The sequence below is a fragment of the Nonomuraea sp. NPDC047529 genome, from assembly GCF_040642995.1.
In the GTDB taxonomy this organism is placed as follows: Bacteria; Actinomycetota; Actinomycetes; order Streptosporangiales; family Streptosporangiaceae; genus Nonomuraea.
Genome location: NZ_JBEYTJ010000066.1, coordinates 1 through 24697, shown reverse-complemented (window position 1 = coordinate 24697; position 24697 = coordinate 1). Strand labels below are relative to the sequence as shown.

Here is a 24697-nt window from a genome sequence, read left to right as displayed (position 1 = left end):
CAACGTTGGCGCGACCAACAATACAGACAATCGTGGGTTGTGCCAACGACTTGTTAGATTGCCTCTGTGAACACCCCGGAGACGAGGCCGCCGGAGCGGCTGCGCGCCCTGCCGAGCAGGCTGACCAACCACGCGGCGCTGACCGCCAACCGGATCGTGGACCAGGCGTTCGCCCAGGCCCATCTCCGGCGCTACCACTACGCGCTGCTGGCCGCTCTGGAGGAGTACGGTCCGGCCAGCCAGGCCGACCTCGGCCGGCGTACCGGCATCGACCGCAGCGACGTGGTGGCGACCGTCAACGACCTGGCCGGACGCGACCTCGTCGAACGCACGCCCGACCCCGAGGACCGCCGCCGCAACGTCGTCACCATCACGGCGGAGGGCCGCGAACGGCTGGACGAGCTCGACCGCCTGCTGGCCCGCGCCCAGGACGAGTTCCTCGCCCCGCTGCCCCCCGCCGACCGCCGCCAGTTGATCGACCTGCTCACCCGCCTGGCCGAGCACCACGGCGGCCACCCCGTGTGACCCGGCCCCGACGGTGTCGACGAGGCGGGCGGCCGAGTCACGCGGGCGAGGTCCGCGGCCGTCGCGCCGACCGGAAGAACGCCACCGGGACCAGCGTGATCAGGCACAACCCGAGGGCCCACCAGAAGGCGGTGCCGTAGGCGTGCGCCGGGTCGGCGCCCTGGCGCAGCCGGCTGTCCAGGACGGTCGTGAGGATGGCGGTGCCCAGCGAGCCGCCGAGCCGGTTGACGACGTTCAGCGCGCCCGCGGCGCCCGGCGTCTGGTGCTTGTCCACGGCCCCGTACGCCGCCGCCATGGTGGGCGCCGAGACGCCGCCGATGCCCAGGCCGTACAGGACCAGGCAGGCGGCCAGCAGCCAGGTGCCCGGACGGGCGGGCGTCTGGGTGAAGGCGAGCAGCCCGGCGAGCGAGAGCACGAGCCCGGCGGTCACGACGGCGCGCGGGCCGTGCCGGTCGGCCAGCCGTCCGGCGGCGAACGAGCCCACGGCGGCCCCGAGCGCCTGCGGGGTGAGCAGCAGGCCGGTCCAGAGGGTGCTCGCCTGCCGGTCGTGCTGGAAGAACAGCGGCAGCAGGATCATGGAGCTGTAGAGCGAGGCCCCGAGCAGGAACAACGCCACGCAGGCGGCGGCGAAGCGGCCCCGGGCGAACAGGCGTACGTCGATCAGCGGCTCGCGGCGGGTGCGCAGCGCGTGCACGAGGTAGCCGGCGACCAGCGCCAGCCCGGCGCCCACGGTGGCCAGGACGGCCGGCGCGCCCGCCCCCTCGCGGCCGCCGGCCATGGTCAGCCCGTAGACCACCACCGCCAGGCCGGGGGAGAGCAGCGCCAGGCCGAGCAGGTCGAGCCGGGACGTGTCCGGAGCGGTCTCGTCCCCGGTCAGGACGCGGGCGGCCACCGGCAGGACGACCAGGCAGATGGGCAGGTTGAGGTAGAAGATCCAGCGCCAGTCGAGCTGCTGGACGACCAGCCCGCCCACGATCGGGCCGAGCACCGGGGCGAACATGACGGGGATCGTCAGCACGCTCATGGCCCGCCCGATCCGGGACGGCCCGGCCGCCTGGGCCAGGATCGTCTGCCCGATGGGGTTCATCAGACCGCCGCCGACGGCCTGCACGAGCCGGAAGGCGATGAGGGCCGGCAACGACCAGGCCAGCCCGCACAGGGCCGAACCGGCCGTGAAGACCGCGACGGCGGCCATCCACATGCGCCTGGCCCCGTACCGCCGGCTCAGCCACCCCGACAGGGGCATGACCACCGCGATCGCGAGCAGGTAGCCGGCCGCGACCCACTGCACGTCGGTCAGCGACGTGCGGAAGTGCGCCGCCATGGCGTCGGCCGCGATGCCCACGGCGGTGGCGTCGATCGTGGCCAGGATCGGGGCCGCGATCAGGACGATCCCCATGCGCAGCAGTCGCGGGTCGAGCCGGTCGCGGGCGGCCCCCGACGGAGAGGTGACGGTCATCGCACACCCTTAGGATCGATCGACTGGGACGACTCCAAACACTAGGTCCGACCTAATCATTAGGTCAAACCTAATCAGCGTGCGGAAGGGCAGAGCTCGTGACCGAACGATCCAAGGGCTTGCGGGAGCGCCAGAAACACCAGACCCGGCAGCTCATCTCCGACGTCGCGACCGGCCTGTTCCTCGAACGCGGCTACGACGACGTCACCATCGCCGACGTCGCGGCCGCCGCGGGCGTGGCCAAGATGACCGTCACCAACCACTTCCCGCTGAAGGAGGACCTCATCCTCGACCGGCACGAGGAGATGGTCGACGGCCTGGCCAGGGCCGTGTCGCAGCGCGGCCCCGGCGAGTCGGCGCTCGACGCGGCGCGCCGCGACTACGACGAACGACTGCGCCGCCGCGACAGCGGGATCCCCGACGCGGGCGCCGACTGGCAGCGCATGGTCCGGGACACGCCGGTGCTGCGGGCCCGCCTGCGCCAGCTCCACGACCAGGCCGAGGCCGGGCTCGCCGCCCTGCTGGCGGAGGAGACCGGCGATCCCGGCATCACGCCCCGCGTGGTGGCCGCCGCCCTCGCCGGGGTGGAACGGCTGCTGTTCGACGAGGGCCAGCGCCGGGTCCTGGCCGGCGAGGAGTCCGAGCAGATCTTCGCGGCCCTCGGCCGTACCGCTCGGCAGGCCTACGACCTGCTGGTTCCCGCCATCGGCGACTACGCCCGCCGCTGACCCGCGCCGGGGGGGGGGCGGGGGGGGGCCGCCCCCCGCCGCCGCCGCGGAGAAGCGCGGCCGGCCAACCCCCGGCGGGGGCCCGCCATCGGCGCCGCCGCCCGCCGCGCCCCCGCGCGGGGCCGGGCGCGGGGGCGCCCGGCCCGGCGCCTACTCCTCGACGAAGCCGAGCTGCCGGAGCTGGGCGTGGAGGTCCACGACCCCCCAGAGGTCGATGATCAGGCCGTCGGCGAACCGGGCGATGAAGATCTCGTCGTACGTCACCGCCCGGCCGGTCGCGGGCCTGCCCCGGTACTCGCCGGTGTGGGTCCCCATGACCCTCTGCCGGGCGACGATCTTGTCCTCCGAGACGAGCAGGTCCTCGACCGACACGTGGATGTCGGGGAAGGCCCGCAGCAGCACGTCCCAGACCTGTCTCTGGGCCTGCACCGCGGGCAGGGCACCGCCCGTCACGTGGAACCGCGCGTCCGGGTGGATGAACTCCTCGGCGGCCTTGACGATCACCTCCAGGTCGCCGCTGTTGACGGCGTCGTGGAAGCGCCGGTACGTCTCCCTGTTGCGGGCTTCCTCGGTCGACGGCATGTCGTGTCTCCTCACTCGTGACGGGACGCCCGGCGGGAAAGCCGGCGCCCTCACAGTGATCGACAGGACAGCCGCCCGGTTTGTGAGGCCGGGCGGCCGGATCAGCGGTTGAGGTAGGCGAGGACGGCCAGGACCCGGCGGTTGTCGTCCTCCGACTCGGGCAGCTGGAGCTTGCCGAAGATGCTGGAGATGTGCTTGTTGACCGCGCTGGCGGAGATCACGAGCTGGTGCGCGATCGCCGTGTTGGAACGCCCGGCGGCGATCAGGCTCAGCACCTCCCGCTCGCGCGGGCTCAGCTCGCCGGTACGGCCGCGCGCGTCCCCCCGGGTCAGCAGCTTGGCGATGACCTGCGCGTCCATCGCCGTGCCGCCCCTGGTCACCGAGGTGACCGCGTCGATGAACTGCCCGGTGTTGGCCACCCTGTCCTTCAGCAGGTAGCCGACCGCCCCGGCGCCGTCGGCCAGCAGCTCGCGGGCGTAGAGCTGCTCCACGTACTGCGACAGCACGAGCACCGGGAAGCCGGGCCGTTCGCGCCGCGCCTGGATCGCGGCCTGCAACCCCTCGTCGGTGAACGACGGCGGCAGCCGCACGTCGACGACCGCCACGTCCGGCCGCTCGTCGGCCAGCGCCTTGCGCAGCGACGGCCCGTTGTCGACGGCGGCCACGACGGTGAAGCCGTGCTCGGTCAGCATGCGGACCAGCGCGTCCCGGATGAGGAACAGGTCCTCGGCGACGACTACTCGGACCTGATCGCGCACGGCACCTCCAGATGCACCCGGGTGGGCCCGCCGGGCGGGCTGTCGACGGCGATCGTCCCGTCGAAGACGGCCAGCCGGCTCTGGATGCCGCGCAGCCCGGTGCCGTCGGCCGGATCGACGCCGCCGCCGCCGTCGTCCACGACGTCGCAGCTCAGGATCCCGTGCCGGTAGCCGAGCGTGATCTGCACGGTCGCCGCGCCGGCGTGCTTGGTCGTGTTCGCCAGCAGCTCGTTGACGGCGAAGTAGACGGCCGACTCCACCGGCGGCGCGGGCCGCCCGGCCAGGTCGGACGACACCTCGACGTCGAGCAGGCAGTCCAGCGCCAGGGCCCGGATCGCGTCGGCGAGGCCGCGGTCGGCCAGGACCGGCGGATGCACGCCGCGCACCAGGTCGCGCAGCTCGTCCAGGGCCTTGGAGGAGGACTCGCGGGCCGTGGCCAGCAGGGCGCGGGCCACCTCCGGGTCCTCGTCGAACAGCCGCTCGGCGTTGCCCAGCCCCATGCCCAGGGCGACCAGCCGGGCCTGCGCGCCGTCGTGCAGGTCGCGCTCGATCCGGCGCAGCTCGGCGGCCTGCGCGTCCACGCTGCCCGCGCGCGTCTCCACCAGCGTCTCGACCCGCTGCTCCAGCGCCGACGTCCGCGACGGCCCGAGCAGCGCGCCGGCCCACCGGGCGCGCAGGCGCAGCAGCGGCGGACCGATGTACAGGCCGAGCGCGATGAGCGCGAGCCCGACGGGGATCGCCGCCAGCGCGGCGGCCGTCGAGGTGACGTGGATGACGCCGTAGGCGTTGGCGCCGCCGGCCCGCAGGTTGGCCTCCCACACGAACGGCTGCACGGCCACGCCGTACAGGCCGTAGAGCGGCATGCCGAGCGCCAGCGCCGACGCCCACGTGCCCATGAGCGGGTCGAGGACCCCCCAGAGGACGTCCCGCCAGGTCGCCGGGTCCCTCAGCAGGGCGGCCTGGTCCGTCGCGGGGCCGTAGGGACGTTCGACGCGTACGCCGACCCGGCCCGCCAGCCGCCGGGCCGCGTCCGCGACCGTCCGCAGCAGCGACACCGCCGGCGGGAACACCCACCGGCCGACGCCGGCCACCGCCGGCACCGCGCTGATCACGACCAGGACGGCCGCCACGACCCCGGCCACCGACAGGCCGATCATGGCCAGGGCCAGCACCGGCGTCGCCAGTCTCGCCTTCACTCCGCGTCTCCCCGTCGTGCTCGTCTTCCTGTTCCGCGCCCGTGGCATCATCGCACCTTCCTCCGGAAATCCCATGGTCAGCCCCGGTACGGGGCCCGCCGCAGCACGGCGACCCCGGCCAGGGCGGCGACCGCCGCGGCGCACAGCCCGGCGAACAGGTCGCCGACCAGGCCGTACAGCGTCCAGGTGCCGCGCGTCGGCACGGAGACGACCATGCTCTGCTGCGCCGTGCTGAAGTAGTTCGTCCTGGCCAGGGGCGTGCCGTAGGGGTCGACGGTGATCGCCAGGCCGTTGCTGGTCTGCCGGACGAGGCTGTAGCCGTTCTCGACGGCGCGGAACACCGCGTTGGCGGCGTGCGTGCGCTCGATGCCCTTCCAGTCGTTGGCCGGGACGAACATGATGTCGGCGCGCGTGCGCAGCGTCGCGGGGAAGTCGGCGTCGAAGCAGATGACGTGGGCCAGCCGCCCGTACGGCGTGCCCGTCACCGGCACGACCCCGTCGCCCGGCCGCAGGTCCTCCATGCCGGGCACGGGATGGGCCTTGTCGAAGACCGACGCCACCCGGCCCTCGGGGGTCACCAGCACGGCGAGGTCGCGGGAGCGCGGCCGCCCGTCGAGGACGACGGCGACGCCCATGTCCAGATAGATGCGCTTCTCCTTGGCCAGTTCCTGTGCCTTGCGCAGGAAGGCGGGGTAGTCCTCGCCGAGCACGACCGCGGCGGTCTCCGCCCACGCCACGATCCTCGCGCCGCCGTCGGCCTCGGTCCGGGTGCGGGCGAACAGGTCGTCGTCCAGCACCGCGAACGCCTTGCGCAGCGTCGGCTTCTGCTCGGGCAGGATTTGCGGCGTGTGGAAGTTGTCGATCTCCCGCATGCGCTGCTCGGCCGCCAGCGACGCGCTGATCCCGGCGACGCGCACCAGCTCCGGCGCCGTCGCCGCGGTCGCCAGCCGCAGGCCGCCGGCGAGCAGGACCGAGACGAGCACCGAGACGTACGCCAGCGTGACGGCCCGCACCGGCGGCCAGGCCGGCCGGTGTTCCAGCGCGAGGTTGACGACGGGCGCCGCCCACGCCATCAGGAAGCTGATCCCGTAGATGCCGGTGACGGACGCCGTCTGGAGCAGCGGCAGGTTCGCCGACTGCGTCGCGGCCAGGGGGCCGAAGATCGTGCCGAGCGGGCTGATCGCGGCGACCAGGAACTCGACCGTCACCCGGGCGGCCGGGAAGACCAGCGTGCCCAGGAACGGGCTCAGCCGCCGGAAGAGCAGCCGGTCGGCCAGCAGCGGAAGGCTCAGGACCAGGCTCAGCAGCAGGCAGCCGAGCAGGATCGGCGGGACGCCGAGCTGCCCCGCCGCCGCGACATGGACCACCGTCGTCGCGGCGGCCGACAGGCCCACGCACGCGAGCCCGGCCGGCACGCCCGAGCTGCGGGTGAACCGCATGAGTCCGATGGAGAACAACCATCCGGCGAGCGGGACCGCCCATTCGCTGTTCGTGCCGAACAACCCGAGCGCGATCCCCGCGGCCAGCCAGCCGTATCTTCGCCGGCCGCCGGCGAGGTAGGTGTTTGCCATGCCCAGGAGCCTCGCGGATCGCGCGGCGGCGGCCATTGCGGCTGACTCTCGACTCTTCCTGTAGTTTTCTCCACCCCCGGGGTGGGTGGTAGAAAGCGATCATGACCCGAGCGTTCCTGCGACCCGACGACGTCCGCGACCTGGTCGCCGAGCAGTTCGGCGCCGACCGGCGGCCGGCCGCGCTCGACCGGCTGACCGGCGGCAGCAAGAAGGGCGTCTACCGGCTCCGGCTGGACGACGCGACCAGCGTGATCCTCTACGTCTGGGCCACCGCCGAGAACTACTGGCCGCCGTCCCCGGCGGTCGAGGACGATCCCTTCACCGACGCCTCCGGGGCCGGCCTGTTCGCCGTGAACCACGCGGCCCTGACCGCGGCGGGCGTGCGCGTCCCCCGGCTGCTGATGCTCGACCGCGACGGCCGTCACCTCGGCGCCGACCTCGCCCTGGTCGAGGACGCGGGCGCCACGACCCTGGAGGCGCTGATGGAGCGCGACCCGGCCGCCGCCGACCGGCCGCTGTCCGCGCTCGGCGACGCCCTGCGCCGCATGCACACCACCCTCGGCCCCTCCTACGGCCGGCTCGCCGACCTGTCCGGCGGCCGGGACCGGCCCCGGCCCGCCGAGGACGTCGTCACCGACCGCGCGCTCGCCCATCTCGCCGCCGTCGCCACCCGCGACGCCCGGATGGGCCGGGCCCACGACCGCGTCGCCGCCCACGTGCGCCGCCTGCGCGCCGAGGTCGCCCCACGCCGCCGGTACGGGCTCGTGCACGGCGAACTCGGGCCGGACCACGTGCTCGTCACGCCGGAGGGCGAACCCGTCCTGATCGACTTCGAGGGCCTGACGTACTTCGACGTCGAGTGGGAGCACGCCTGGCTGCGGATGCGCTTCGAGGACGCCTACCCCGCGCTGCGCCCGGTCGACCTCGACCCCCACAGGCTGGAGCTCTACCGGTACGCGCAGGTGCTCTCGCTGATCGAGGGGCCGCTGCGGATCGCCGGCACCGACTTCCCCGGCCGCGACTGGATGCTGGAACTGGCCGAGTGGAACATCGCCAAGGCCCTCGCCGTCCCCTGAACGGCGGTTCGTCCCGTCAGGCGTCGCGGGGGAGCGGGGGCAGCGGGAGCGGCAGCCCCGGAAGGCCGTCGATGCTGGACGCGACGTGCTCCTTCTTGTGGAAGTACGCGTCGAGCGAGTCGTCGTCCTCGCGGGCGAAGCGGGAGGCGTGCAGCGGGCGGTCGGCGTCGTAGGTCATGAACGGGACGGCGTACCCGCAGGTGTCGCGGATCAGCCGGGCGGTCACGACGATGATCGCGCGCAGGCCGTGCAGGGTGGGGTCGATGTCCGGGAAGTGCCGCATCAGCCCGGCCCAGCGGGGGTCGTCGCGGAAGACCGGCTCGCCGGTGCCGTGCACGCGCACGATGTTCGGCGGGCCGTCGAAGGCGCACCACATCAGCGTGACCCGGCCGTTCTCGCGCAGGTGGGCGATCGTCTCGGCGTTGCTGCCGGCGAAGTCGAGGTAGGCCACGGTGTGGTCGTCCAGGACGGCGAAGGAGCCCTTCAGCCCCTTGGGCGAGAGGTTGACCGTGCCGTCGCCGGACAGGGGAGCGGTCGCCGTGAAGAAGACCGGCTGTGACTCGATGAACGTGCGCAACCGGCCGTCGATCCGGTCATAGGTCTTTCCCATGACCCGGATTATCCACTTTCGGGGGTTCCTGTAGGGGTGACGGGCCCGTTTTCCGCCGAGTGGCAGAATGCCTGACACGACCCCGGCCCGCGCCCTCGGTCACGACCCCGTCGCGTGGGCGCGCAGCCGGCGCAACATCCGCGCGTCGGCGAAGCCCACCTCGCGCGCGGCGACCTCGGCGGTCGCGCCGCGGCCCAGGAGGTGCTCGGCGCGCTCCAGCCGCAGGGCGGACTGATAGGCCAGCGGGGTGAGCCCGGTCGCGCGCCGGAACAGCCGGGTCACCGTCCGCTCGCTGCATCCGGCGGTCCCGGCCAGCAGGCTCAGCGGCAGCCGCTCGGTGAACCGGGTCTCGATCAGGTCCTGGAGGCGGTGAACCGTCTCGTCCACGTGCGAGCGCCGCCGCAACAGCGGGCTGACCTGCTCCGCCGTGCCGTCGCGACGGCCCTGGACGAGCATCGCGCGGGCCACCAGCCCCCCGGCGTACGGGCCGTGCCGGGTGGTCACCAGGTGCAGCGCCACGTCGATGCCGCCGGCCACGCCCGCCGAGGTGACGATCCGGTCGTCCTCGACGTACAGCACGTCCCTGGCGACCTTCGCCCGCGGATAGAGACGGGCCAGCTCGTCCTGGACGGAGTGGTGGGTGGTGCACCGGCGCCCGTCGAGCAGCCCGGCGCGGCCCAGCGCGTCGGCCCCGGCGCACACGCCGGCCACCGTGCCGCCCGAGGCGTGGTGCTCGCGCAGCCGGCGCAACGTCCCCGCGCTCAACGGCCGGGCCGGCCCCCGCCAGCCCGGCACGATGATCAGATCGTCGGGCGTCAGGGACGGCCACCCGGTCTCCGCGTGCAGGGGCAGCCCCTGCACGCTGGCGACCTCGCGGTCCTCGGCGACGTAGTGCAGGATGTACGGCCGCCCGAGGTCGGTGGCGGTGGAGAACACCTGGGCGGGCCCGGCCACGTCGAGCAGGTGCACCCGCGGGACGAGCAGGAAGACGACACGGGACACGGCCGGCGCCTCCTAGTTCCCGGTGAGTTCGTCCACGGTCCTGATCGTGGCGAAACGGCCGGACAAAGCGTATTCGGTACGGGCGAGGATCTCGTCCACGCCGAGCGTGCGCGGGTCCCGCACGAGCTCGTCGAACGGGACGTCGTCCGGGGCGTCGCGGTGCGGGACCGGCGTGGTGGCGGTGGCGTCGATGGCGAAGTCGACCTCGAAGCCCAGGTCGGAGGCGAGGCGCGCGGTGGTCTCGCAGCACTGCTCGGTCCTGATCCCGCACACGGTCAGCCTCCTGACGCCGTGCCGGGTGAGGTACTGCTGAAGGTTGGTGGTGGTGAAGGCGTTGTGCGCGGTCTTGGTGATGACGGGCTCGCCGGTCAGGGGCTCCAGGCCGTCCATCAACCGGACGTACCCGAGGGCCGGGTCGAAGACCGTGCCCGCTCCGGGGCGCGTCGCCAGCACCCACACCACCGCGTCCCCGGCGTCCCTGGCGGCGTCGACCAGGCGGTTGACCTGCGGGACGATGTCCGGCCTCGACGTGTACCGCCAGTCGGGAATGTGCAGGAAGGAGTTCTGGACGTCGATGACGACGAGGGCGCTGGTCATGCCCCTCAGCCTGGCGGGACGAGCGGGCCCGACGGAAGGCACGACCTGGTCAGCCCGTGGACCGATCCAGTCGGCCGGCCGCGCCGGGTCCGATATCCCGCCCGCGCGGCACCGTAATCGGGCCCTCGCAAGGGCCGGGATCGCCTGCCACCATGGAAGCGCCAGGTGATCCGGACGATCTCTGGAAGGGCGGGCCATGAGGTGGTGGGAGGGCGACGACAGGCGCCACGAAGGCTGGGACGCCGCCGTCTTCCCGGACGGGCGGGTCTCCACCGGCCCGGCCGACGGCGGGGCCAGAGTGCACCCGATCGGCGCGGACGGCCGCATCGGCTACGACCGCGGCGACGTCGTGGACGGCCGGACCGCGATCGGCTGGCGCGGCCACTGCGCCTGCGGATGGCAGGGGCCGCTGTGGGAACGCGTGGCCCAGACGCGCCACGACTTCGCGTCCCGGCGCATCTACGCGCTGAGCGAGTGCCTGCTGTCCGGCGCCGCCCCGGAGGACGTGGCCGTCGCGATCCGCGCCGAGTGGGAGACCCACCTCGACCCGCCGAGCCTCGTCGCGGTCCGCCAGGCCGCCGAGGCCGTGCGCCGGGCCCAGGGGCACCTGGACGCCGCGGTGCGCGCGGCCCGCAAGGACGGCCGCTCCTGGACCCGGATCGGCGAGTCGGCCGGGGTCCGCCGCCCGTACGCCCAGGAACGCTGGGGCCCCTGACCGCCGCCCGTACGCCCAGGAGTGGCGGGCCCCTGACCGCCGCCGCGGCGTCGCCGGGGTCAGGCCGCCGTCGTCCGGCGGCGGTAGCGGCCGGGGGCGACGCCGAACTCGCGCTTGAAGGCGTTGCCGAAGGCGAACTCCGACCCGTACCCCACCTGCTCGGCCACCCGCGCCACCGACGCGTCGGACTCGCGCAGCAGGCGGGCCGCGCTCATCAGCCGCCACCACGTCAGGTACGCCAGCGGCGGCTGCCCCACCAGCCCGGTGAAGCGGCGGGCGAACCCGGCCCTGGACATGCCCGCGTGGGCGCCCAGCGACTCGACGGTCCAGCGGCGGGCCGGGTCGCGATGGATGGCGTCCAGCGCGCGGCCGACGACGGGGTCGGCCAGCGCGGAGGCCCAGCCGGACACCGTGCAGGGCTCGTCCTGGGTCTCGAAGTAGGCCCGCAGGACGTACAGCTGCAACATGTCGAGCAGGGACGACACGACGGTGTCCGTGCCGGGCCGCGGGCTGTCGATCTCGGCGGCCAGCAGCTCGACGGCGGCCCGCAGCTCCGGGTGGCTGCCCAGCGTCGCGGGCAGGTGGATCACGCCGGGCAGCGAGCCCAGGATCGGGTGGGTGCGGTCGAGGTCGAGCCGGTAGCCGCAGGACAGGACGACCGTCTCGGCCCCCGTTCCGCCGAACCCGGCCGAGGCGAACAGCTCGGAGTGCGGCTCGCAGTCCGACTCGACCAGCGGCCGGGCGGGGTCGTCGGCCAGCCCGAAACGGTCGCCGTGCGGCAGGAACACCACGTCGCCCACGCTCAGCGGGACGGGCTCGCCGTCCGGCGGGATGAGCCAGCACGACCCGCGCAGCACCACCTGGAAGCCCGCCGACCCCGGCACCGAGTGGAAGGCCACCCCCCAGGGCGCCCGCCAGGAGATGCGGGAGGAGGTGGCGCGCCCGCAGCGCATGAAGGCCATCACGTCGCTCAGCACGTCCATGGGCACAGAGTCTAAGCGCTGAGACGCTGGCGTATAAATGGTGGATAGCAGCGCATTCAGTATCTCAGCCGCACTTCCTACGGTGGTTCCCGTAACCGAACTGAGGGAGCACGCACATGCTGAAGGTAGGCATCATCCTTGGCAGCACCCGTCCCGGCCGCAACGGCGAGGCCGTGGCGCACTGGGTCCGCGACCTGGCGGCCAAGCGCGGCGACGCCGAGTACCAGCTCGTCGACCTGAAGGACTACGACCTGGGCAACCTGGACGAACCCGAGCACCCCGCCATGGGCAACTACCAGCACGAGCACACCAGACGCTGGTCGGCCACCGTCTCGGCGCTGGACGCGTTCGTGATCGTGACCCCGGAGTACAACAACTCCTACCCGGGCGCGCTCAAGAACGCCCTCGACTTCCTGTACGCGGAATGGACCAACAAGGCGGCCGGGTTCGTCGGCTACGGCGTGGACGGCGCGCCCCGGGCGATCTCGCACCTGCGGCACGTCCTCGGCCTGCTCGGCGTGGCCACCGTGTCCAACCAGGTCGGGCTGTCGATCCACACCGACTTCGCCGACGGCTTCAAGCCCGCCGCCACCCACGAGGACCGGCTGAACGCCGTCCTCGACCAGGTCCTGGCCTGGGGCTCCGCGCTGCGTCCGCTGAGGGCGTGATCCCGGCGCGGGGGTCCACAGCGGGCGACGGGTAGATTGCGCAGAGTGGAAGATGAGGTGGGCAGCGGCATCCGGGTGCGCGGCGCGCGGGTGCACAACCTGCGCGACGTCGACGTCTCGATCCCGCGCGACGCGCTCGTCGCGTTCACGGGGATCTCGGGGTCGGGCAAGTCGTCCCTGGCGTTCGGCACGATCTTCGCCGAGTCGCAGCACCGCTACCTGGAGTCGGTCGCGCCCTACGCGCGGCGGCTGCTGCAGCAACTGCCCATGCCCGACGTCGACGACATCACCGGCCTGCCGCCCGCGGTCGCGCTCGGCCAGCGGCGCTCGGTGCCGTCCGCGCGGTCCACGGTCGGCACGCTGAGCCGGGTGTCCAACTCGCTGCGGATGCTGATGTCCCGCGCCGGCGCCTACCCCGAGGGCGCCGAGCGGCTCGACTCCGACGCGTTCTCGCCCAACACCGTCGCCGGCGCGTGCCCGGAGTGCCAGGGGCAGGGGGTGTTGCACGAGGTCACCGAGGACTCGCTCGTCCCCGACCCGTCGCTGTCCATCGCCGAGGGGGCGATCGCCTCCTGGCCCGGCGCCTGGCAGGGCAAGAACCAGCGCGACATCCTGGCGACGCTGGGCCACGACATCCACGCGCCCTGGCAGAGCCTGCCGCGCGAGGAGCGCGAGTGGATCCTGTTCACCGACGAGGAGCCGGTCGTCACCGTGCACCCCGTACGCGAGGCGGGCCGGATCCACCGCCCCTACCAGGGGAAGTACGCCAGCGCGCGGCGGCTGGTGCTCAAGGCGTACGCGTCGTCGGCCAGCGAGAAGAGCCGGCAGCGCGCCGAGCGGTTCATGACCGCCCGCACGTGCCCGGTCTGCGAGGGGCGGCGGCTGCGTCCCGAGGCGCTGGCGGTCACGTACGCGGGCCGCACCGTGGTCGAGCTGGCCGCGATGCCGATGGGTGAGCTGGCCGGCGTGCTGCGCCCGCACCGGGGCGAGCCGGGCCCGGCGGGGGCGCTCACCCGCGACATCCTCGACCGCATCGAGGTCCTCGACGAGCTCGGGCTGGGCTACCTGAGCGTGGCCCGGCCCGCGCCCACCCTGTCCGGCGGCGAGTTGCAGCGCATCCGGCTGGCGACCCAGCTCCGCGCCGGGCTGTTCGGGGTCGTCTACGTCCTCGACGAGCCGTCGGCCGGCCTGCACCCCGCCGACTCCGCCGCGCTGTCGGAGCTGCTGCGCCGCCTGCGCGACAGCGGCAACACCGTCTGCCTCGTCGAGCACGACATGGACGTCGTGCGCCAGGCCGACTGGGTGGTCGACGTGGGCCCCGGCGCGGGCGGCGACGGCGGGCGCGTCCTGTACAGCGGGCCGGTTCCGGGGCTGCGCGAGGTCGCCGGGTCGGTGACCCGCCGCTACCTGTTCGAGTCCGTCGTGCCGCGGCGTCCGGCCCACCGGCCGGCGGGCCTGCTGGAGCTGCGCGGGCTCACCCGCAACAACCTGCGCGGCGTCGACGTCGACGTGCCGCTGGGCGCGTTCACCGCCGTCACGGGCGTGTCGGGCGCGGGCAAGAGCAGCCTGCTGGCGGCCGTCGCCGAGGCGGCCGGCGGTGACCGCCGGGTGGTCTGGGTGAACCAGCAGCCCATCGGCCGCACCCCGCGCTCCAACCTGGCCACCTACACCGGCCTGTTCGACACCGTGCGCAAGCTGTTCGCCGCCACCGACGGCGCGCGTGCCCACGGCTACGGCCCCGCGCGGTTCTCCTTCAACGTGCCCGGCGGGCGCTGCGAGACCTGCCAGGGCGAGGGCTACGTCGCCGTCGAGCTGCTGTTCCTGCCCACCACGTACGCGCCCTGCCCCGACTGCGGCGGCGCCCGCTACAACCCGGACACGCTGCGGGTGACCTACCGCGACCGCACGATCGCCCAGATCCTGGACCTGACGGTCGACGAGGCCACCGCCTTCTTCGGCGACGTCCCCGCCGTGCTCCGCCCGCTGGAGACGCTGCACGAGGTCGGGCTCGGCTACCTGCGGCTGGGGCAGCCCGCCACCGAGCTGTCGGGCGGCGAGGCCCAGCGCATCAAGCTGTCCGCCGAGTTGCAGGGCCGCCGCGCCGAGTCCACGATCTACCTGCTCGACGAGCCGTCCACCGGCCTGCACCCGCACGACACCGACGTCCTCATGGACCGGCTCCACGACCTGGTCGCCGGCGGCGGCACGGTCGTGGTCGCCGAGCACGACATGCGGGTGGTGGCGACCGCCGGCCACGTCATCGACCTGGGGCCCGGCGGCGGGGCGGCCGGGGGCACGGTGGTGGCCGCGGGCACGCCGGCGCAGGTCGCCGCCAGTCCGCGCAGCCGTACCGCTCCGCACCTGAAGGGCCTGCTGTGATGCGCCGCGCGCTCTACCTGCCGCCGTTCGGGGAGCTGGCCGACCCGCGCGTGCTCGCCGACCTGGCCGCCCGCGCCGAGGACGCCGGGTTCGACGGCGTCTTCCTGTGGGACCACGTCGTGCGCCCGCAGAGCCCCGACCTGCCCGTCTGCGACGCCTGGACCGCGCTGGCCGCGATCGCCGCCGCCACCGACCGCGTCCGCATCGGCACCAGGGTCACGCCGCTGTCGCGGCGCAGGCCGCACGACGTGGCCAGGCAGGCCGCCGCCCTCGACCACCTCAGCGGCGGCCGGATGGTGCTCGGCGTCGGGCTGGGCTCCGACAACGGCGGGGAGCTGAGCAAACTCGGCGAGACCCGCGACCCCCGCGTCCGGGCGGAGATGCTCGACGAGAGCCTCGACGTCATCTGCCGGCTCTGGACCGGCCTGCCCGTCCACCATCAGGGCCGCCACTACCGCGTCGACGGCCTGGCCTTCCAGCCTCAGCCCGTGCAGCGGCCCCGCATCCCCGTCTGGGTCGCCGCCCAGTCGGTCAAGCAGGCCCCGCTGCGGCGCGCCGCCCGCTTCGACGGGCTCTGCCCCGAGACCACCCCGGCCGGGCTCCGGGAGATGCTGGAGGTCGTCGCCCGGCACCGCGGCGGGCTGTCCGGCTTCGAGGTCGCGGTCGGCGTCCCGCCGGGGCAGCACCCCGGCCCCTACGAGGACGCCGGCGCCACCTGGTGGCTGGTGGAGTTTCCCGAGGTCACCAGCGTCGAGCAGGTGATGGCGGCGATGATCTGAGGCGTTACGCGCTGACGATGGCGGGGTAGGCCACGCCAGGAGAGCGGTCCGCCGGGCGGCGCGCCGTACGACGTCACCCGGCCGGATGCGGCGGGGTCCCGCGTGAGTGAGGAGCGGCCGATGCGTCCGACCGGGCACCCCGAGGACGGCGGCCTGCGCAGCCAGGCGTGGTGGGACAACGCCGGCAATCCGGAGATGACAGCGCTCTACCTCGAACGCTTCCTCAACTTCGGGCTCACCCCGAAGGAGCTCCAGTCCGGCCGGCCGATCATCGGCATCGCCCAGACGGGCAGCGACCTCGTGCCCTGCAACCGCCACCATCTGGCCCTCGCAGACCGGGTCAGGGACGGCATCCGCGACGGCGGCGGCATCCCGTTCGAGTTCCCCGTCCACCCGCTTCAGGAGACCGGCAAACGCCCGACCGCCGCGCTGGACCGCAACCTCGCCTACCTCGGGCTGGTCGAGGTGCTCTACGGATACCCGCTCGACGGGGTCGTCCTGACGACGGGCTGCGACAAGACCACACCGGCGTGCCTGGCCGCGGCGGCGACGGTGAACCTGCCGGCGATCGTCCTGTCCGGCGGGCCGATGGTCAACGGCTACCACCAGGGGCAGCGGATGGCCGCCTCCGGGTCGGGGCTGGTGATCTGGCAGTCGAAGCGGCTGCTGGCCACCGGCGAGATCGACTACGACGAGTTCATGGCGCGCGTGGCCGCCTCCGCGCCCAGCGTCGGCCACTGCAACGTGATGGGCACCGCGCTGTCGATGAACAGCCTGGCCGAGGCGCTGGGCATGTCGCTGCCGTGCTGCGCGGCGATCCCCGCGCCCTACCGCCGCCGGGCGCAGATGGCCTACGACACCGGCCTGCGGGCGGTGGAGCTGGTGCGCGAGGACCTCACCCCACGCAAGATCATGACCATGCGGGCCTTCGAGAACGCGATCGTGGTCGCCTCGGCCATCGCCGCCTCCACCAACGTGCCCATCCACATCAACGCCATCGCCCGGCACACCGGGGTGCCGCTGACCATCCACGACTGGCAGCGCGTCGGGGCCGACGTCCCGGTGCTGGCCGACGTCGCCCCGGCCGGGGAGTTCCTCGGCGAGGACTTCTACCGCGCCGGCGGCGTCCCGGCCGTCATGCGGTCGCTGCTGGAGGCCGGGCGCCTGCACGGCGACGCCGTAACCGTCACGGGCCGCACCGTGGCCGAGAACCTGGCCGACGCCCCGCCCGCCGACCCGGTGGTCATCCGCCCGTACGACGATCCGCTGGACGCGCACGGCGGGTTGCTCATCATGACGGGCAACCTGTTCGACTCCGCGGTCATGAAGACCTCGGTCCTGACCGAGGAGTTCCGCGCGGTGTCGGACTACCGGGCCATCGTCTTCGAGGGGCCCGAGGACTACCACGCCCGCATCCAGGACCCCGCCCTCGGCGTGGACGAGAGCTGCATCCTCGTCATCCGCTACACCGGGCCGATCGGCTACCCGGGGTCGGCCGAGGTGGTGAACATGGAGGTGCCGTCCGCGCTGCTGCGGCTGGGCATCACCACGCTGCCCACGCTGGGCGACGGCCGCCAGAGCGGCACCTCCGACGCGCCGTCCATCCTCAACGCCAGCCCCGAGGCCGCCGCCGGCGGCAACCTCGCCATCCTGCGCACCGGCGACCTCATCCGCGTCGACGTGGACAACGCGCGCGTCGACGTGTTGCTGACCGAGGAGGAGATCGCCGAGCGGTGGGCCCGCCACACCCCGCCGGCGCTGGAGAACCAGACCCCGTGGCAGGAGATCTACCGGGCCACGGTCGGGCAGCTCGACAGCGGGGGCTGCCTGGAGCTGGCCCTGTCGTACCAGGACCTCGTACACACCAAGGGGATTCCCCGTGACTCGCACTGACGCCAGAGGCACGATCATGATCGCCGACTCCGACTTCGGCGACGTGGACATCGAACGCGCGATCGTGGAGGGCGCCGGGTTCGAGCTCCAGGCCGAACAGTGCAAGAGCGAGGACGAGGTGATCGAGAAGGGCCGGGACGCCGACGGCGTGCTGACCCAGTACGCCCGGGTAGGGTCCCGCGCCATCGACGCCCTCACCCGGTGCCGGGTGATCGCCCGCTACGGCACCGGCGTGGACATCGTCGACGTCGAGGCCGCGACCCGGCACGGCATCCAGGTCACCAACGCGCCGAACGAGTGGTGCGCCGAGGAGGTCGCCGACCACGCCGTCACGCTCTGGCTGGCCGCCGCCCGCAAGATCTGCCAGTACGACCGCGCCACCCGTCGCGGCGTTTGGCGCTGGCAGACCGGCGAGCCGATCCCGCGGCTGCGTGGACGGATCTTCGGCCTGCTGTCCTTCGGCGCCATCGCCCAGCTCGTCGCCGCCCGCGCGCGGGCCTTCGGCGTCGAGGTCCGCGCCCACGACCCGTTCCTGGACGACTCCGAGCTGCTGGCCCGCCACGTGCGGCCGGTGTCGTTCGACGAGCTCGTGGAGAGCGCCGACTACCTGGTGATCCAGGCGCCGCTCACCCCGGAGACGCGCCACACCTTCGACCGCGCGACGCTGCGCAGGATGAAGCCGACCGCGATCCTCGTCAACACCGCGCGCGGCCCGATCGTCGAGGACGCGGCGCTCCACGAGGCGCTCACCGAGGGCTGGATCGCCGGCGCGGCCCTGGACGACCTGGAGGAGGAGCCCGCGAAGCAGCGCGACTGGCGGCCGGACAACCCCCTGTTCGCGCTGCCCAACGTGATCGTCACCCCGCACGCCGCCTACTACTCCGAACAGGCGATCGAGACCGTGCGGCGCTTCGCCGCCGAGGAGACCGTACGGGTCCTGACCGGGCAGGCCCCGCGCAGCCCGGTGAACGACGTGACGGCTGGGCCCTGACGCCCCTTCCGACCGCTCGGAAGGGGCGTCAGGGCCCGGAGGCGTTACTTCTTCTCGCAGGTGCGGTGGCCGAGGAACACGTCGTCGATCCCCCACCACCCGGACAGCCGGCCCGTCGACGCTGACGTCCACCAGCGCCGTGCCGTTCACCCTCGGCTCCAGGTCGGAGGCGAACCGCAGGGCCGGGGCCGCGGCCTTCGACAGGTGCGTCCCTCGCCACCTCATGGAGAAGAGCGGGTGCCACACCGGCGAGTGCGCGACGGGCCGGTGTGGGGTCGCCGCGGGCGTGGCCCGGGCCGAGTTGGTCTTCCGGAGGGTGGCGGTCTAGAGTCTCGGACAGCGTCGCGTGCCGGTGGCGGACTGCGTCAGGCATGGAGGCGTCGGACCCGGAAGGTGGTCATGATGACCCTTTCCCCGTTCCTCACCCGTGGGTGAGAGCGCGAAGAACAGGCTCCTGGCCTGGAACATCGAACTGCAGGCCGCACACCGCCGCCTGCGCGAGGCGCTGCGCCTCGCGCGCGAGGCCCTGGAAGCCGGGGACACGGTCTCGGCGCGGGCAGATCTCCTGCTCTACTGCAAGGGATTCTGCGCCGCCCTCGACGGGCACCACGTGCGTGAGGACGTCGGGCTCTTCCCCGAACTGGCCGAGCGCCATCCGTCGCTGCGTCCCACGATCGCGAAGCTCCAGCAGGACCACGAGATGATCGCGATGCTGCTCGGGCAGCTGGACCGCGCGATGGCCTCGGACGCCACGCCGGGCGAGCTGTCCACGCACCTGGACGGGCTCTCCGCGATCATGGAGTCCCATTTCCGGTACGAGGAACGCCAACTCCTGGGCGTCCTGTCGACGCTCGACCTCGACGCCGACCCGCATGACCTGCTCGGACCGCTCTGACGTCCGGTGGATCGGTCAGGGGCGGACGGCGGCGCACAGGCGGACGAGCTCGGGGACCAGCCGCCGCAGCAGCTCCTCGTCGCGCGGGGCGGCGGGGGCGTACTCGGTGATGCCCAGCCCGGCGATCTCGTGCCGGGCGGCCAGCGCGGCCACGGCCTGGACGAGCTCGTCGGCGGACAGGCCGCCGGGCTCGGGGTAGCCGACCGAGGTGATGCCGTCCAGGACGTCGAGGTCCACGTGCACGTAGACGACCGCGTCGGCGGCGATGGTGTCGAGGCCGCCGATGCCGGTCCGCCGAATGTGGTCGGCCTCGGCCGGGTCGAGCGCGCGGGTGCCCGCCAGCGCGATTCGCTCGGGGCGCAGGGTGGGGGAACGCAGGAGGTCGGCCGGGCCCTCGCCCTGCAGCGTGCGGAGGATCATGCCGTGGAAGGCCCCGGACGGGGACGTCTCCGGGGTGTTCATGTCGCCGTGGGCGTCGAACCAGGCGACGTGCAGGCGGTCGCCGTGGCGGCGCAGCGCGGCCGTGACCGGTTCGAGCTCGACGCCGCAGTCACCCCCGACCGTGACCGTGAACCCGTCGCCGGGCAACGCCCGCCGCACCCGTTCGGCGGTCTCGGCGAGGGTCGCGCCGGTCTCCACCCGCACGTGCCGTCCGGCCGCCGGGAGCATCGCGGCCAGCCGGGCGGCGCCCTCGGCCAGCCTGGGCGCCGTGGGCGACGACGACCCCTGCCACTGCGGGACCTCGACGACGGTCAGCATGCTTCTTCCTCCCGGGCGACGGTGGTGGGCCGCCAGTGTCACCCGGCCGGATCGGCAACGTCCACTTAGTGATGCTGCACTGATCTATAAGATGTGCTTGATGTTGGATCCCGGCAGGTTGCGCCTGCTCCGCGAGTTCGCCGAGCACGGCACGATGACGGCCGTGGCCGAGGTCTGCGGCCTGACCTCGTCCGCCGTCTCGCAGCAGTTCGCCGTGCTGGAGCGGGAGGCGGGGGTGCCGCTGTTCGAGCGGGCCGGGCGTCGCGTGCGCCTGACCGCCGAGGGGCGGCGTCTCGTGGGGCACGCGCGCGTCGTCCTGAACGCTCTGGACGCGGCCGAGGAGGACCTGCGCTCGGCCTCGACCCCCCGGGGGCCGGTCAGGGTGGCGTGTTTCGCCACGGCCGCCGCCGACCGCCTGCTGCCCGCGATCGCCGCGGCGCGGGTCCGCCACCCGGAGCTGCACGTGATCATGTACGAGCTGGAGCCCCGCGAGGCCGTCGAGACGCTCCGCGGCGGCGGTTGTGACCTGGCGATCGCCTTCACCTACAACCTGATCCCCGAGGAGCCTCCGGCCGGCGTCTCCCGCCGCGTCCTGGCCACCGAGCCGATCCTGCTGGCGCTCCCGGCCGGCCACCCGGCGGCGGACCGCGAGGTGGAACTGCCGGCGCTGCGCGAGGAACCGTGGATCGCCGGCTCCCTGGGCACCAGCGACCACGAGATGTTGCACCGCGCCTGCGCCCTGGCGGGCTTCCGGCCGAACGTCGTCCACACGGCCGACGACTACGCGCTCGTGCTGCGCATGGTCGGCGAGGGGCTGGGGGCGAGCCTCGTCCCCGAGCTGGTCGCCACCGTGGTGGGGGTGCCCGACGGGGTCGTGCTGCGGCCGGTCGCCACCATGGAGATCACCCGTACGACGCACGCGCTCGTCCGCACCGCTACGCCTGCGGTCAGGGCCGTGCTCGATCTGGTGACCGAGCCCGGCCCGCGCTCGTGAGCGGCCGCAGGCGGGCGTCAGCGGCCGGCGGGCTCGTGGACCGGTACGGGAGCGGCCTGGTGGTGGCGTTCCAGGTTGGCGCCCTCGACGTCCACGTCGGGCAGGAGCCGGTCGAGCCACCGGGGGAGCCACCACGCCTTGTCGCCCGCCAGGTGCATGACCGCCGGGATGATCAGCATGCGCACGACGAAGGCGTCGACGAGCACGCCGAAGGCCAGGGCGAAGCCGACCGGCCGGATCATCGTCATGTGGGAGAACATGAACCCGCCGAAGACCGAGATCATGATGACCGCGGCGGCGGTGACGACGGCCCTGCCCGCCCGCACCCCCTCGGTGACCGCCTGCCGGGCCGGGGCGCCGTGCGCGTACGCCTCCCGCATCCCTGAGGTGAGGAAGAGCTGGTAGTCCATGGCCAGCCCGAACAGGATGCCCACCAGCAGGGTCGGCAGGAAGTTGAGGATCGGCGCGGGATCGGTGACGCCGAAGACGGCGCCGAGCCACCCCCACTGGTAGACGGCCGTGACGCCGCCGAGCGCCGCGAACAACGACAGGACGAAGCCGCCGGTGGCGATCAGCGGCACCAGCAGGGAGCGGAACACGACGATCAGGATGAGCAGCGACAGGCCCACCACGACCGCGAGGTAGGTCGGCAGGGCGTCGGCGAGCTTCCCGGAGATGTCGATGTTGGCGCTGGCGCTGCCCGCGACGGACAGGGCGACGCTGCCGGACCCGAGGTCGAGGGTGCGGCCACGCAGGTCGTGGACGAGGTCCTCGGTGGACTCCGAGGTCGGCCCGCCGGTCGGGACGACCTGGAAGACCAGCACGGTCCCCTTCTCGTTGGCGCCGATGGGGGCGACCGCGGTCACGCCCCGGACGTCCATGAGCTGCTTGCCGAGGTCGGCCTGCGCCGGCGCGAGGTCGTCCCCGGTCACGCCGCGCCGCAGGTCGGCGACGACGACCAGCGGCCCGTTGGCGCCGGCGCCGAACTTCTCGGTGATGGCGGTGTAGGCGCGGTACTGCGTGGAGTCGGCGGCCTCGGAGGCGCCGGTCGGCAGGCCGAGACGCATGGAGGCGGCGGGCAGCGCGATGACGGCCAGCGCGCCGACCCCGATCACGATGCGCAGGACGGCACGTCCGATGGTCGTGGGCGGCACGTGCTTGGGCGCGGCCGGGGTCGCGGCGTGCCCGGTGGCGGCGTTCCTGTCGCGCCTGGGCAGCAGCCGGTGCCCGAGCAGGCGGAGCAGTGCCGGGGTTATGGTCACGGTGAGGAGCACCGCGACGGCGATGGCGACGGCGCCGACGGTCCCCATCAGCGCCAGGAACGGGATGCCGGTGACGTTGAGTGCCAGCAGCGCGATGAGCACGGTGCTGCCCGCGAAGACCACGGCGTTGCCGCTGGTGCCGTTGGCCAGCCCGATGGACTCCTCGACGGCCATGCCCGTCCTCAGCTGGCGGCGGTGGCGGTGCAGGATGAACAGCGAGTAGTCGATGCCGACGGCCAGGCCGAGCATGGCGCCCAGGATGGGCGTCACCGACGTCATCTCGATGGTGCCGGACAGGGCCATGGCCCCGGCGACGGCCACGCCCACGCCGAGCAGCGCGTTGAGGATCGGCAGCCCGGCGGCCACGAGGGTGCCGGTCATGACGATGAGCACGAGCGCCGCGACGACCAGGCCGACCGCCTCGCCGACGCCGCCCAGCTGCACCTCGCCCTGCGTGATCTCGGCGGAGTAGTCGGCGGTGACGCCGCCGGGGAGGGCGTCGTCGACGGTCTCGATGACGGCCTTCTTGGTCTCCGGGGTGACCTCCTGCTGCGGCAGGTCGAAGACGACGGTCGCGGTGGCGGTGGAGCCGTCCGAGGAGACCGTGCGGATGTCCGCCGCCATGGTCAGCAGGCTGCGTCCGACGAGCAGCTGCTGCTCGGACGTCTTCAGCGTGGCGCTCTGCTTGTCGAGCTCGGCCTGCTGCTGGTCGAGCTGGGCGAGGGTCGCCTTGAGCCGCGGGTCGGAGCCGGCCTGCTCGATGGCCGCCTCGGTCTGCGAACGGGCCTGGTCGAGCTGTTTCCGGCCCTTGGCGAGCTGGGCGCGACCGCCCTCGACCTGGGCCAGGCCGTCCGTGATCTTCTTGGCCTGCTCGGCGCGCATGCCGGCGGAGGTGAACGGGTCGGCGACCTGGTCGACGCCGTCGAGGGCGGCGACCTTGCGCAGCGCGGCGCTGACGTCCGCGCGCTGGTCGTCCGTGAACCGCCCGCCGGCCTCGGACCGGATGACGACCTGCCCGGTGCCGCCGCTGGCCACGGGCAGCTCGGTCTTGAGCCGGTCGGTGACCTGCGCGGTGGGCGTGCCGGGGATGGTCATCGTCGAGCTCATGGCCCCGCCGAAGGCCAGGAAGGCTCCGACGGCCAGGCCGAGCACGACGAGCCACGCGGTGATCACCCACCAGGCCCGCCGGGCGGTGAACCGGCCCAGCCGGTAGAGCAGTTCGGCCATCGTGGACTCGCTTTCTGGTTCTGGGGCGGGGCAGTCGAGTAAGCGGATGGGATATATCCGATTTGGCAGTCTATTGAGAAGTGGATAGCAATCATCCAGTTCACCGTGGCGTGCGGGCTGTGATGTTGATCCCACCTATCCGCTTAGAGGTACGCTGAGGCCGTGACCTCGCGACCGCTTGCCGAGCACGAGCCGGCACGTCGTGGAGCCCTGCGCCGGGACGCCGAGCGCAACCGCGATCGCATCGTGCGCGCCGCCCAGGAACTCTTCGCCGAGCGCGGCCTCGCCGTCGGCTTCAACGAGGTCGCCCACCATGCCGGCGTCGGCGTCGGCACCGTGTACAGGCGCTTCGCCGACAAGGAGGAGCTCATGCACGCGGCGCTTGAGGAGCCGCTGAGCGAGCTGGCCGAGGTCGCGCAGCGGGCGGGCGAGGCCGAGCGGGCCTGGGACGGCCTCGAACTCCTCCTGCAACGCATCACCGAGCTCCTGGTGGACAACCTCGGGCTGCGGGACGTCGCGCTGGGCGGCGGCGGATGGCACCTGGGCAGGTCCGCGGCCGAGCGCGTCGCGGAGGTGATGACGCAGCTGCTCGACCGGGCGCGGGCCGAGGGAGACCTGCGTGACGGCGTCGTGGGCGACGACGTGATGATGATCCTGTGGCTGGTGACGGACCTGGCGCAACATTCCGTCCAGGTCCATCCGGGGCTGTACCGCCGCTATCTGCAGGTCGCGCTGGACGGGCTGCGGGCCTGGCCGGGGAGCAGGCCGCTGGTGGAGAGGCCCACCGAGCAGCAGACGCTGACGATCTGCCGCCGCTGGGCCGGCGCCCCCCTCTGACTCCGGCGACACGCCCCTCGCCGGCGCCGGGCGATCGCAGCTCCGACGGGCCCGGAATTCCGCGCTACGCGTGCCCGATTGTCGGGCTTCGGACGTATTACCCGCACGTAGATGGGTGTGACCAGCGGTAACGGAAATGTCGGTATGCCTACCGATGAACATACGTATTTTCGCGCCGTCAACAAGCGCTTAGCGTCTGGCGGCAACAAGG

The 24697-nt window shown here is 73.4% G+C and carries 23 protein-coding genes; 12 read left to right on the top strand and 11 right to left on the bottom strand.

Annotation, left to right across the window (positions count from 1 at the left end):
• The first annotated feature begins 66 nt into the window (after positions 1-66).
• Positions 67-525, top strand: a complete 459-nt coding sequence (locus tag ABZ815_RS50095; protein WP_357709871.1) for a MarR family winged helix-turn-helix transcriptional regulator — start codon at positions 67-69, stop codon at positions 523-525.
• A gap of 37 nt (positions 526-562) precedes the next feature.
• Here the strand turns inward: ABZ815_RS50095 and ABZ815_RS50090 are convergent, their stop codons facing one another.
• Entirely contained in the window at positions 563-1984 is a 1422-nt protein-coding gene (locus ABZ815_RS50090) for an MDR family MFS transporter (RefSeq protein ID WP_357709869.1), read from the bottom strand.
• Positions 1985-2082: 98 nt separating this feature from the next.
• On the opposite strand from ABZ815_RS50090, the gene ABZ815_RS50085 reads away from it, so the two are divergent.
• Positions 2083-2712: a TetR/AcrR family transcriptional regulator gene (locus ABZ815_RS50085; RefSeq protein WP_357709866.1), complete on the top strand. Its 630-nt coding sequence runs from the start codon at positions 2083-2085 to the stop codon at positions 2710-2712.
• Positions 2713-2862: 150 nt separating this feature from the next.
• Here ABZ815_RS50085 and ABZ815_RS50080 read toward each other — a convergent pair whose 3' ends face one another.
• From ABZ815_RS50080 to ABZ815_RS50065, 4 genes are all read right to left on the bottom strand, one after another.
• A complete protein-coding gene (locus ABZ815_RS50080; protein ID WP_357709864.1) occupies positions 2863-3294 on the bottom strand; it encodes an ester cyclase in 432 nt (143 codons plus the stop codon).
• A 101-nt stretch (positions 3295-3395) separates the two neighbouring features.
• Entirely contained in the window at positions 3396-3986 is a 591-nt protein-coding gene (locus tag ABZ815_RS50075) for a response regulator transcription factor (protein WP_357709925.1), read from the bottom strand.
• Positions 3987-4030: 44 nt separating this feature from the next.
• Complete coding sequence (locus ABZ815_RS50070; RefSeq protein ID WP_357709862.1) at positions 4031-5248, bottom strand: histidine kinase; 1218 nt, start codon at positions 5246-5248, stop codon at positions 4031-4033.
• Between the two features lie 77 nt (positions 5249-5325).
• The gene (locus ABZ815_RS50065; protein WP_357709859.1) at positions 5326-6819 is read right to left on the bottom strand and encodes a nitrilase-related carbon-nitrogen hydrolase; all 1494 of its coding nucleotides are present in this window, start codon (positions 6817-6819) and stop codon (positions 5326-5328) included.
• A gap of 101 nt (positions 6820-6920) precedes the next feature.
• Here ABZ815_RS50065 and ABZ815_RS50060 point away from each other — a divergent pair, with 101 nt between their 5' ends.
• Positions 6921-7895: a phosphotransferase gene (locus ABZ815_RS50060; RefSeq protein ID WP_357709857.1), complete on the top strand. Its 975-nt coding sequence runs from the start codon at positions 6921-6923 to the stop codon at positions 7893-7895.
• 16 nt (positions 7896-7911) lie between these two features.
• On the opposite strand, the gene ABZ815_RS50055 is transcribed toward ABZ815_RS50060, so the two are convergent.
• From ABZ815_RS50055 to ABZ815_RS50045, 3 genes are all read right to left on the bottom strand, one after another.
• Positions 7912-8505, bottom strand: a complete 594-nt coding sequence (locus tag ABZ815_RS50055) for a pyridoxamine 5'-phosphate oxidase family protein (protein WP_357709855.1) — start codon at positions 8503-8505, stop codon at positions 7912-7914.
• A 99-nt stretch (positions 8506-8604) separates the two neighbouring features.
• Positions 8605-9507 (bottom strand): DJ-1/PfpI family protein, encoded by a 903-nt coding sequence (locus tag ABZ815_RS50050; RefSeq protein WP_357709853.1) that lies wholly within the window; start codon positions 9505-9507, stop codon positions 8605-8607.
• Between the two features lie 12 nt (positions 9508-9519).
• Positions 9520-10104, bottom strand: coding sequence for an isochorismatase family protein (locus tag ABZ815_RS50045; RefSeq protein WP_357709851.1), 585 nt, complete (start codon positions 10102-10104; stop codon positions 9520-9522).
• 196 nt (positions 10105-10300) lie between these two features.
• Between ABZ815_RS50045 and ABZ815_RS50040 the strand changes: the two genes are divergently transcribed.
• Positions 10301-10819: a hypothetical protein gene (locus tag ABZ815_RS50040; protein WP_357709849.1), complete on the top strand. Its 519-nt coding sequence runs from the start codon at positions 10301-10303 to the stop codon at positions 10817-10819.
• A gap of 59 nt (positions 10820-10878) precedes the next feature.
• Here the strand turns inward: ABZ815_RS50040 and ABZ815_RS50035 are convergent, their stop codons facing one another.
• Positions 10879-11802 (bottom strand): AraC family transcriptional regulator, encoded by a 924-nt coding sequence (locus ABZ815_RS50035; protein WP_357709846.1) that lies wholly within the window; start codon positions 11800-11802, stop codon positions 10879-10881.
• A gap of 116 nt (positions 11803-11918) precedes the next feature.
• Here ABZ815_RS50035 and ABZ815_RS50030 point away from each other — a divergent pair, with 116 nt between their 5' ends.
• The 6 genes from ABZ815_RS50030 to ABZ815_RS50005 all read left to right on the top strand — a co-directional run bounded on the left by ABZ815_RS50030 (position 11919) and on the right by ABZ815_RS50005 (position 19407).
• Complete coding sequence (locus tag ABZ815_RS50030) at positions 11919-12470, top strand: NAD(P)H-dependent oxidoreductase (RefSeq protein WP_357709844.1); 552 nt, start codon at positions 11919-11921, stop codon at positions 12468-12470.
• 45 nt (positions 12471-12515) lie between these two features.
• Complete coding sequence (locus tag ABZ815_RS50025) at positions 12516-14849, top strand: excinuclease ABC subunit UvrA (RefSeq protein ID WP_357709841.1); 2334 nt, start codon at positions 12516-12518, stop codon at positions 14847-14849.
• On the top strand, positions 14849-15628 hold the full coding sequence (locus ABZ815_RS50020; protein WP_357709839.1) for an LLM class flavin-dependent oxidoreductase: 780 nt from the start codon (positions 14849-14851) through the stop codon (positions 15626-15628). The genes ABZ815_RS50025 and ABZ815_RS50020 overlap by 1 nt, the downstream gene beginning before the upstream one ends.
• Before the next feature lie 120 nt (positions 15629-15748).
• Positions 15749-17521: an IlvD/Edd family dehydratase gene (locus ABZ815_RS50015; RefSeq protein ID WP_357709837.1), complete on the top strand. Its 1773-nt coding sequence runs from the start codon at positions 15749-15751 to the stop codon at positions 17519-17521.
• Positions 17508-18512 (top strand): C-terminal binding protein, encoded by a 1005-nt coding sequence (locus ABZ815_RS50010; RefSeq protein WP_357709835.1) that lies wholly within the window; start codon positions 17508-17510, stop codon positions 18510-18512. Before ABZ815_RS50015 ends, ABZ815_RS50010 begins: the two co-directional genes overlap by 14 nt.
• Before the next feature lie 427 nt (positions 18513-18939).
• The gene (locus ABZ815_RS50005; RefSeq protein WP_357709833.1) at positions 18940-19407 is read left to right on the top strand and encodes a hemerythrin domain-containing protein; all 468 of its coding nucleotides are present in this window, start codon (positions 18940-18942) and stop codon (positions 19405-19407) included.
• Positions 19408-19422: 15 nt separating this feature from the next.
• Here ABZ815_RS50005 and ABZ815_RS50000 read toward each other — a convergent pair whose 3' ends face one another.
• The gene (locus ABZ815_RS50000) at positions 19423-20166 is read right to left on the bottom strand and encodes an arginase family protein (protein ID WP_357709830.1); all 744 of its coding nucleotides are present in this window, start codon (positions 20164-20166) and stop codon (positions 19423-19425) included.
• 100 nt (positions 20167-20266) lie between these two features.
• Here ABZ815_RS50000 and ABZ815_RS49995 point away from each other — a divergent pair, with 100 nt between their 5' ends.
• The gene (locus tag ABZ815_RS49995; RefSeq protein ID WP_357709828.1) at positions 20267-21160 is read left to right on the top strand and encodes a LysR family transcriptional regulator; all 894 of its coding nucleotides are present in this window, start codon (positions 20267-20269) and stop codon (positions 21158-21160) included.
• A 17-nt stretch (positions 21161-21177) separates the two neighbouring features.
• Here ABZ815_RS49995 and ABZ815_RS49990 read toward each other — a convergent pair whose 3' ends face one another.
• Positions 21178-23649 (bottom strand): MMPL family transporter, encoded by a 2472-nt coding sequence (locus tag ABZ815_RS49990; protein WP_357709826.1) that lies wholly within the window; start codon positions 23647-23649, stop codon positions 21178-21180.
• Between the two features lie 162 nt (positions 23650-23811).
• Here ABZ815_RS49990 and ABZ815_RS49985 point away from each other — a divergent pair, with 162 nt between their 5' ends.
• The gene (locus tag ABZ815_RS49985; protein WP_357709824.1) at positions 23812-24486 is read left to right on the top strand and encodes a helix-turn-helix domain-containing protein; all 675 of its coding nucleotides are present in this window, start codon (positions 23812-23814) and stop codon (positions 24484-24486) included.
• Positions 24487-24697: the final 211 nt, after the last annotated feature.

Excerpts from the sequence above, each read along its gene's own strand:
- ABZ815_RS50090 (WP_357709869.1), bottom strand. The coding sequence starts at position 1,984 with ATGACCGTCACCTCTCCGTCGGGGGCCGCCCGCGACCGGCTCGACCCG.
- ABZ815_RS50080 (WP_357709864.1), bottom strand. The coding sequence starts at position 3,294 with ATGCCGTCGACCGAGGAAGCCCGCAACAGGGAGACGTACCGGCGCTTC.
- ABZ815_RS50075 (WP_357709925.1), bottom strand. The coding sequence starts at position 3,986 with ATGCTGACCGAGCACGGCTTCACCGTCGTGGCCGCCGTCGACAACGGG.
- ABZ815_RS50065 (WP_357709859.1), bottom strand. The coding sequence starts at position 6,819 with ATGGCAAACACCTACCTCGCCGGCGGCCGGCGAAGATACGGCTGGCTG.
- ABZ815_RS50060 (WP_357709857.1), top strand. The coding sequence starts at position 6,921 with ATGACCCGAGCGTTCCTGCGACCCGACGACGTCCGCGACCTGGTCGCC.
- ABZ815_RS50055 (WP_357709855.1), bottom strand. The coding sequence starts at position 8,505 with ATGGGAAAGACCTATGACCGGATCGACGGCCGGTTGCGCACGTTCATC.
- ABZ815_RS50045 (WP_357709851.1), bottom strand. The coding sequence starts at position 10,104 with ATGACCAGCGCCCTCGTCGTCATCGACGTCCAGAACTCCTTCCTGCAC.
- ABZ815_RS50040 (WP_357709849.1), top strand. The coding sequence starts at position 10,301 with ATGAGGTGGTGGGAGGGCGACGACAGGCGCCACGAAGGCTGGGACGCC.
- ABZ815_RS50035 (WP_357709846.1), bottom strand. The coding sequence starts at position 11,802 with ATGGACGTGCTGAGCGACGTGATGGCCTTCATGCGCTGCGGGCGCGCC.
- ABZ815_RS50030 (WP_357709844.1), top strand. The coding sequence starts at position 11,919 with ATGCTGAAGGTAGGCATCATCCTTGGCAGCACCCGTCCCGGCCGCAAC.
- ABZ815_RS50020 (WP_357709839.1), top strand. The coding sequence starts at position 14,849 with ATGCGCCGCGCGCTCTACCTGCCGCCGTTCGGGGAGCTGGCCGACCCG.
- ABZ815_RS50015 (WP_357709837.1), top strand. The coding sequence starts at position 15,749 with ATGCGTCCGACCGGGCACCCCGAGGACGGCGGCCTGCGCAGCCAGGCG.
- ABZ815_RS50000 (WP_357709830.1), bottom strand. The coding sequence starts at position 20,166 with ATGCTGACCGTCGTCGAGGTCCCGCAGTGGCAGGGGTCGTCGTCGCCC.
- ABZ815_RS49995 (WP_357709828.1), top strand. The coding sequence starts at position 20,267 with ATGTTGGATCCCGGCAGGTTGCGCCTGCTCCGCGAGTTCGCCGAGCAC.
- ABZ815_RS49990 (WP_357709826.1), bottom strand. The coding sequence starts at position 23,649 with ATGGCCGAACTGCTCTACCGGCTGGGCCGGTTCACCGCCCGGCGGGCC.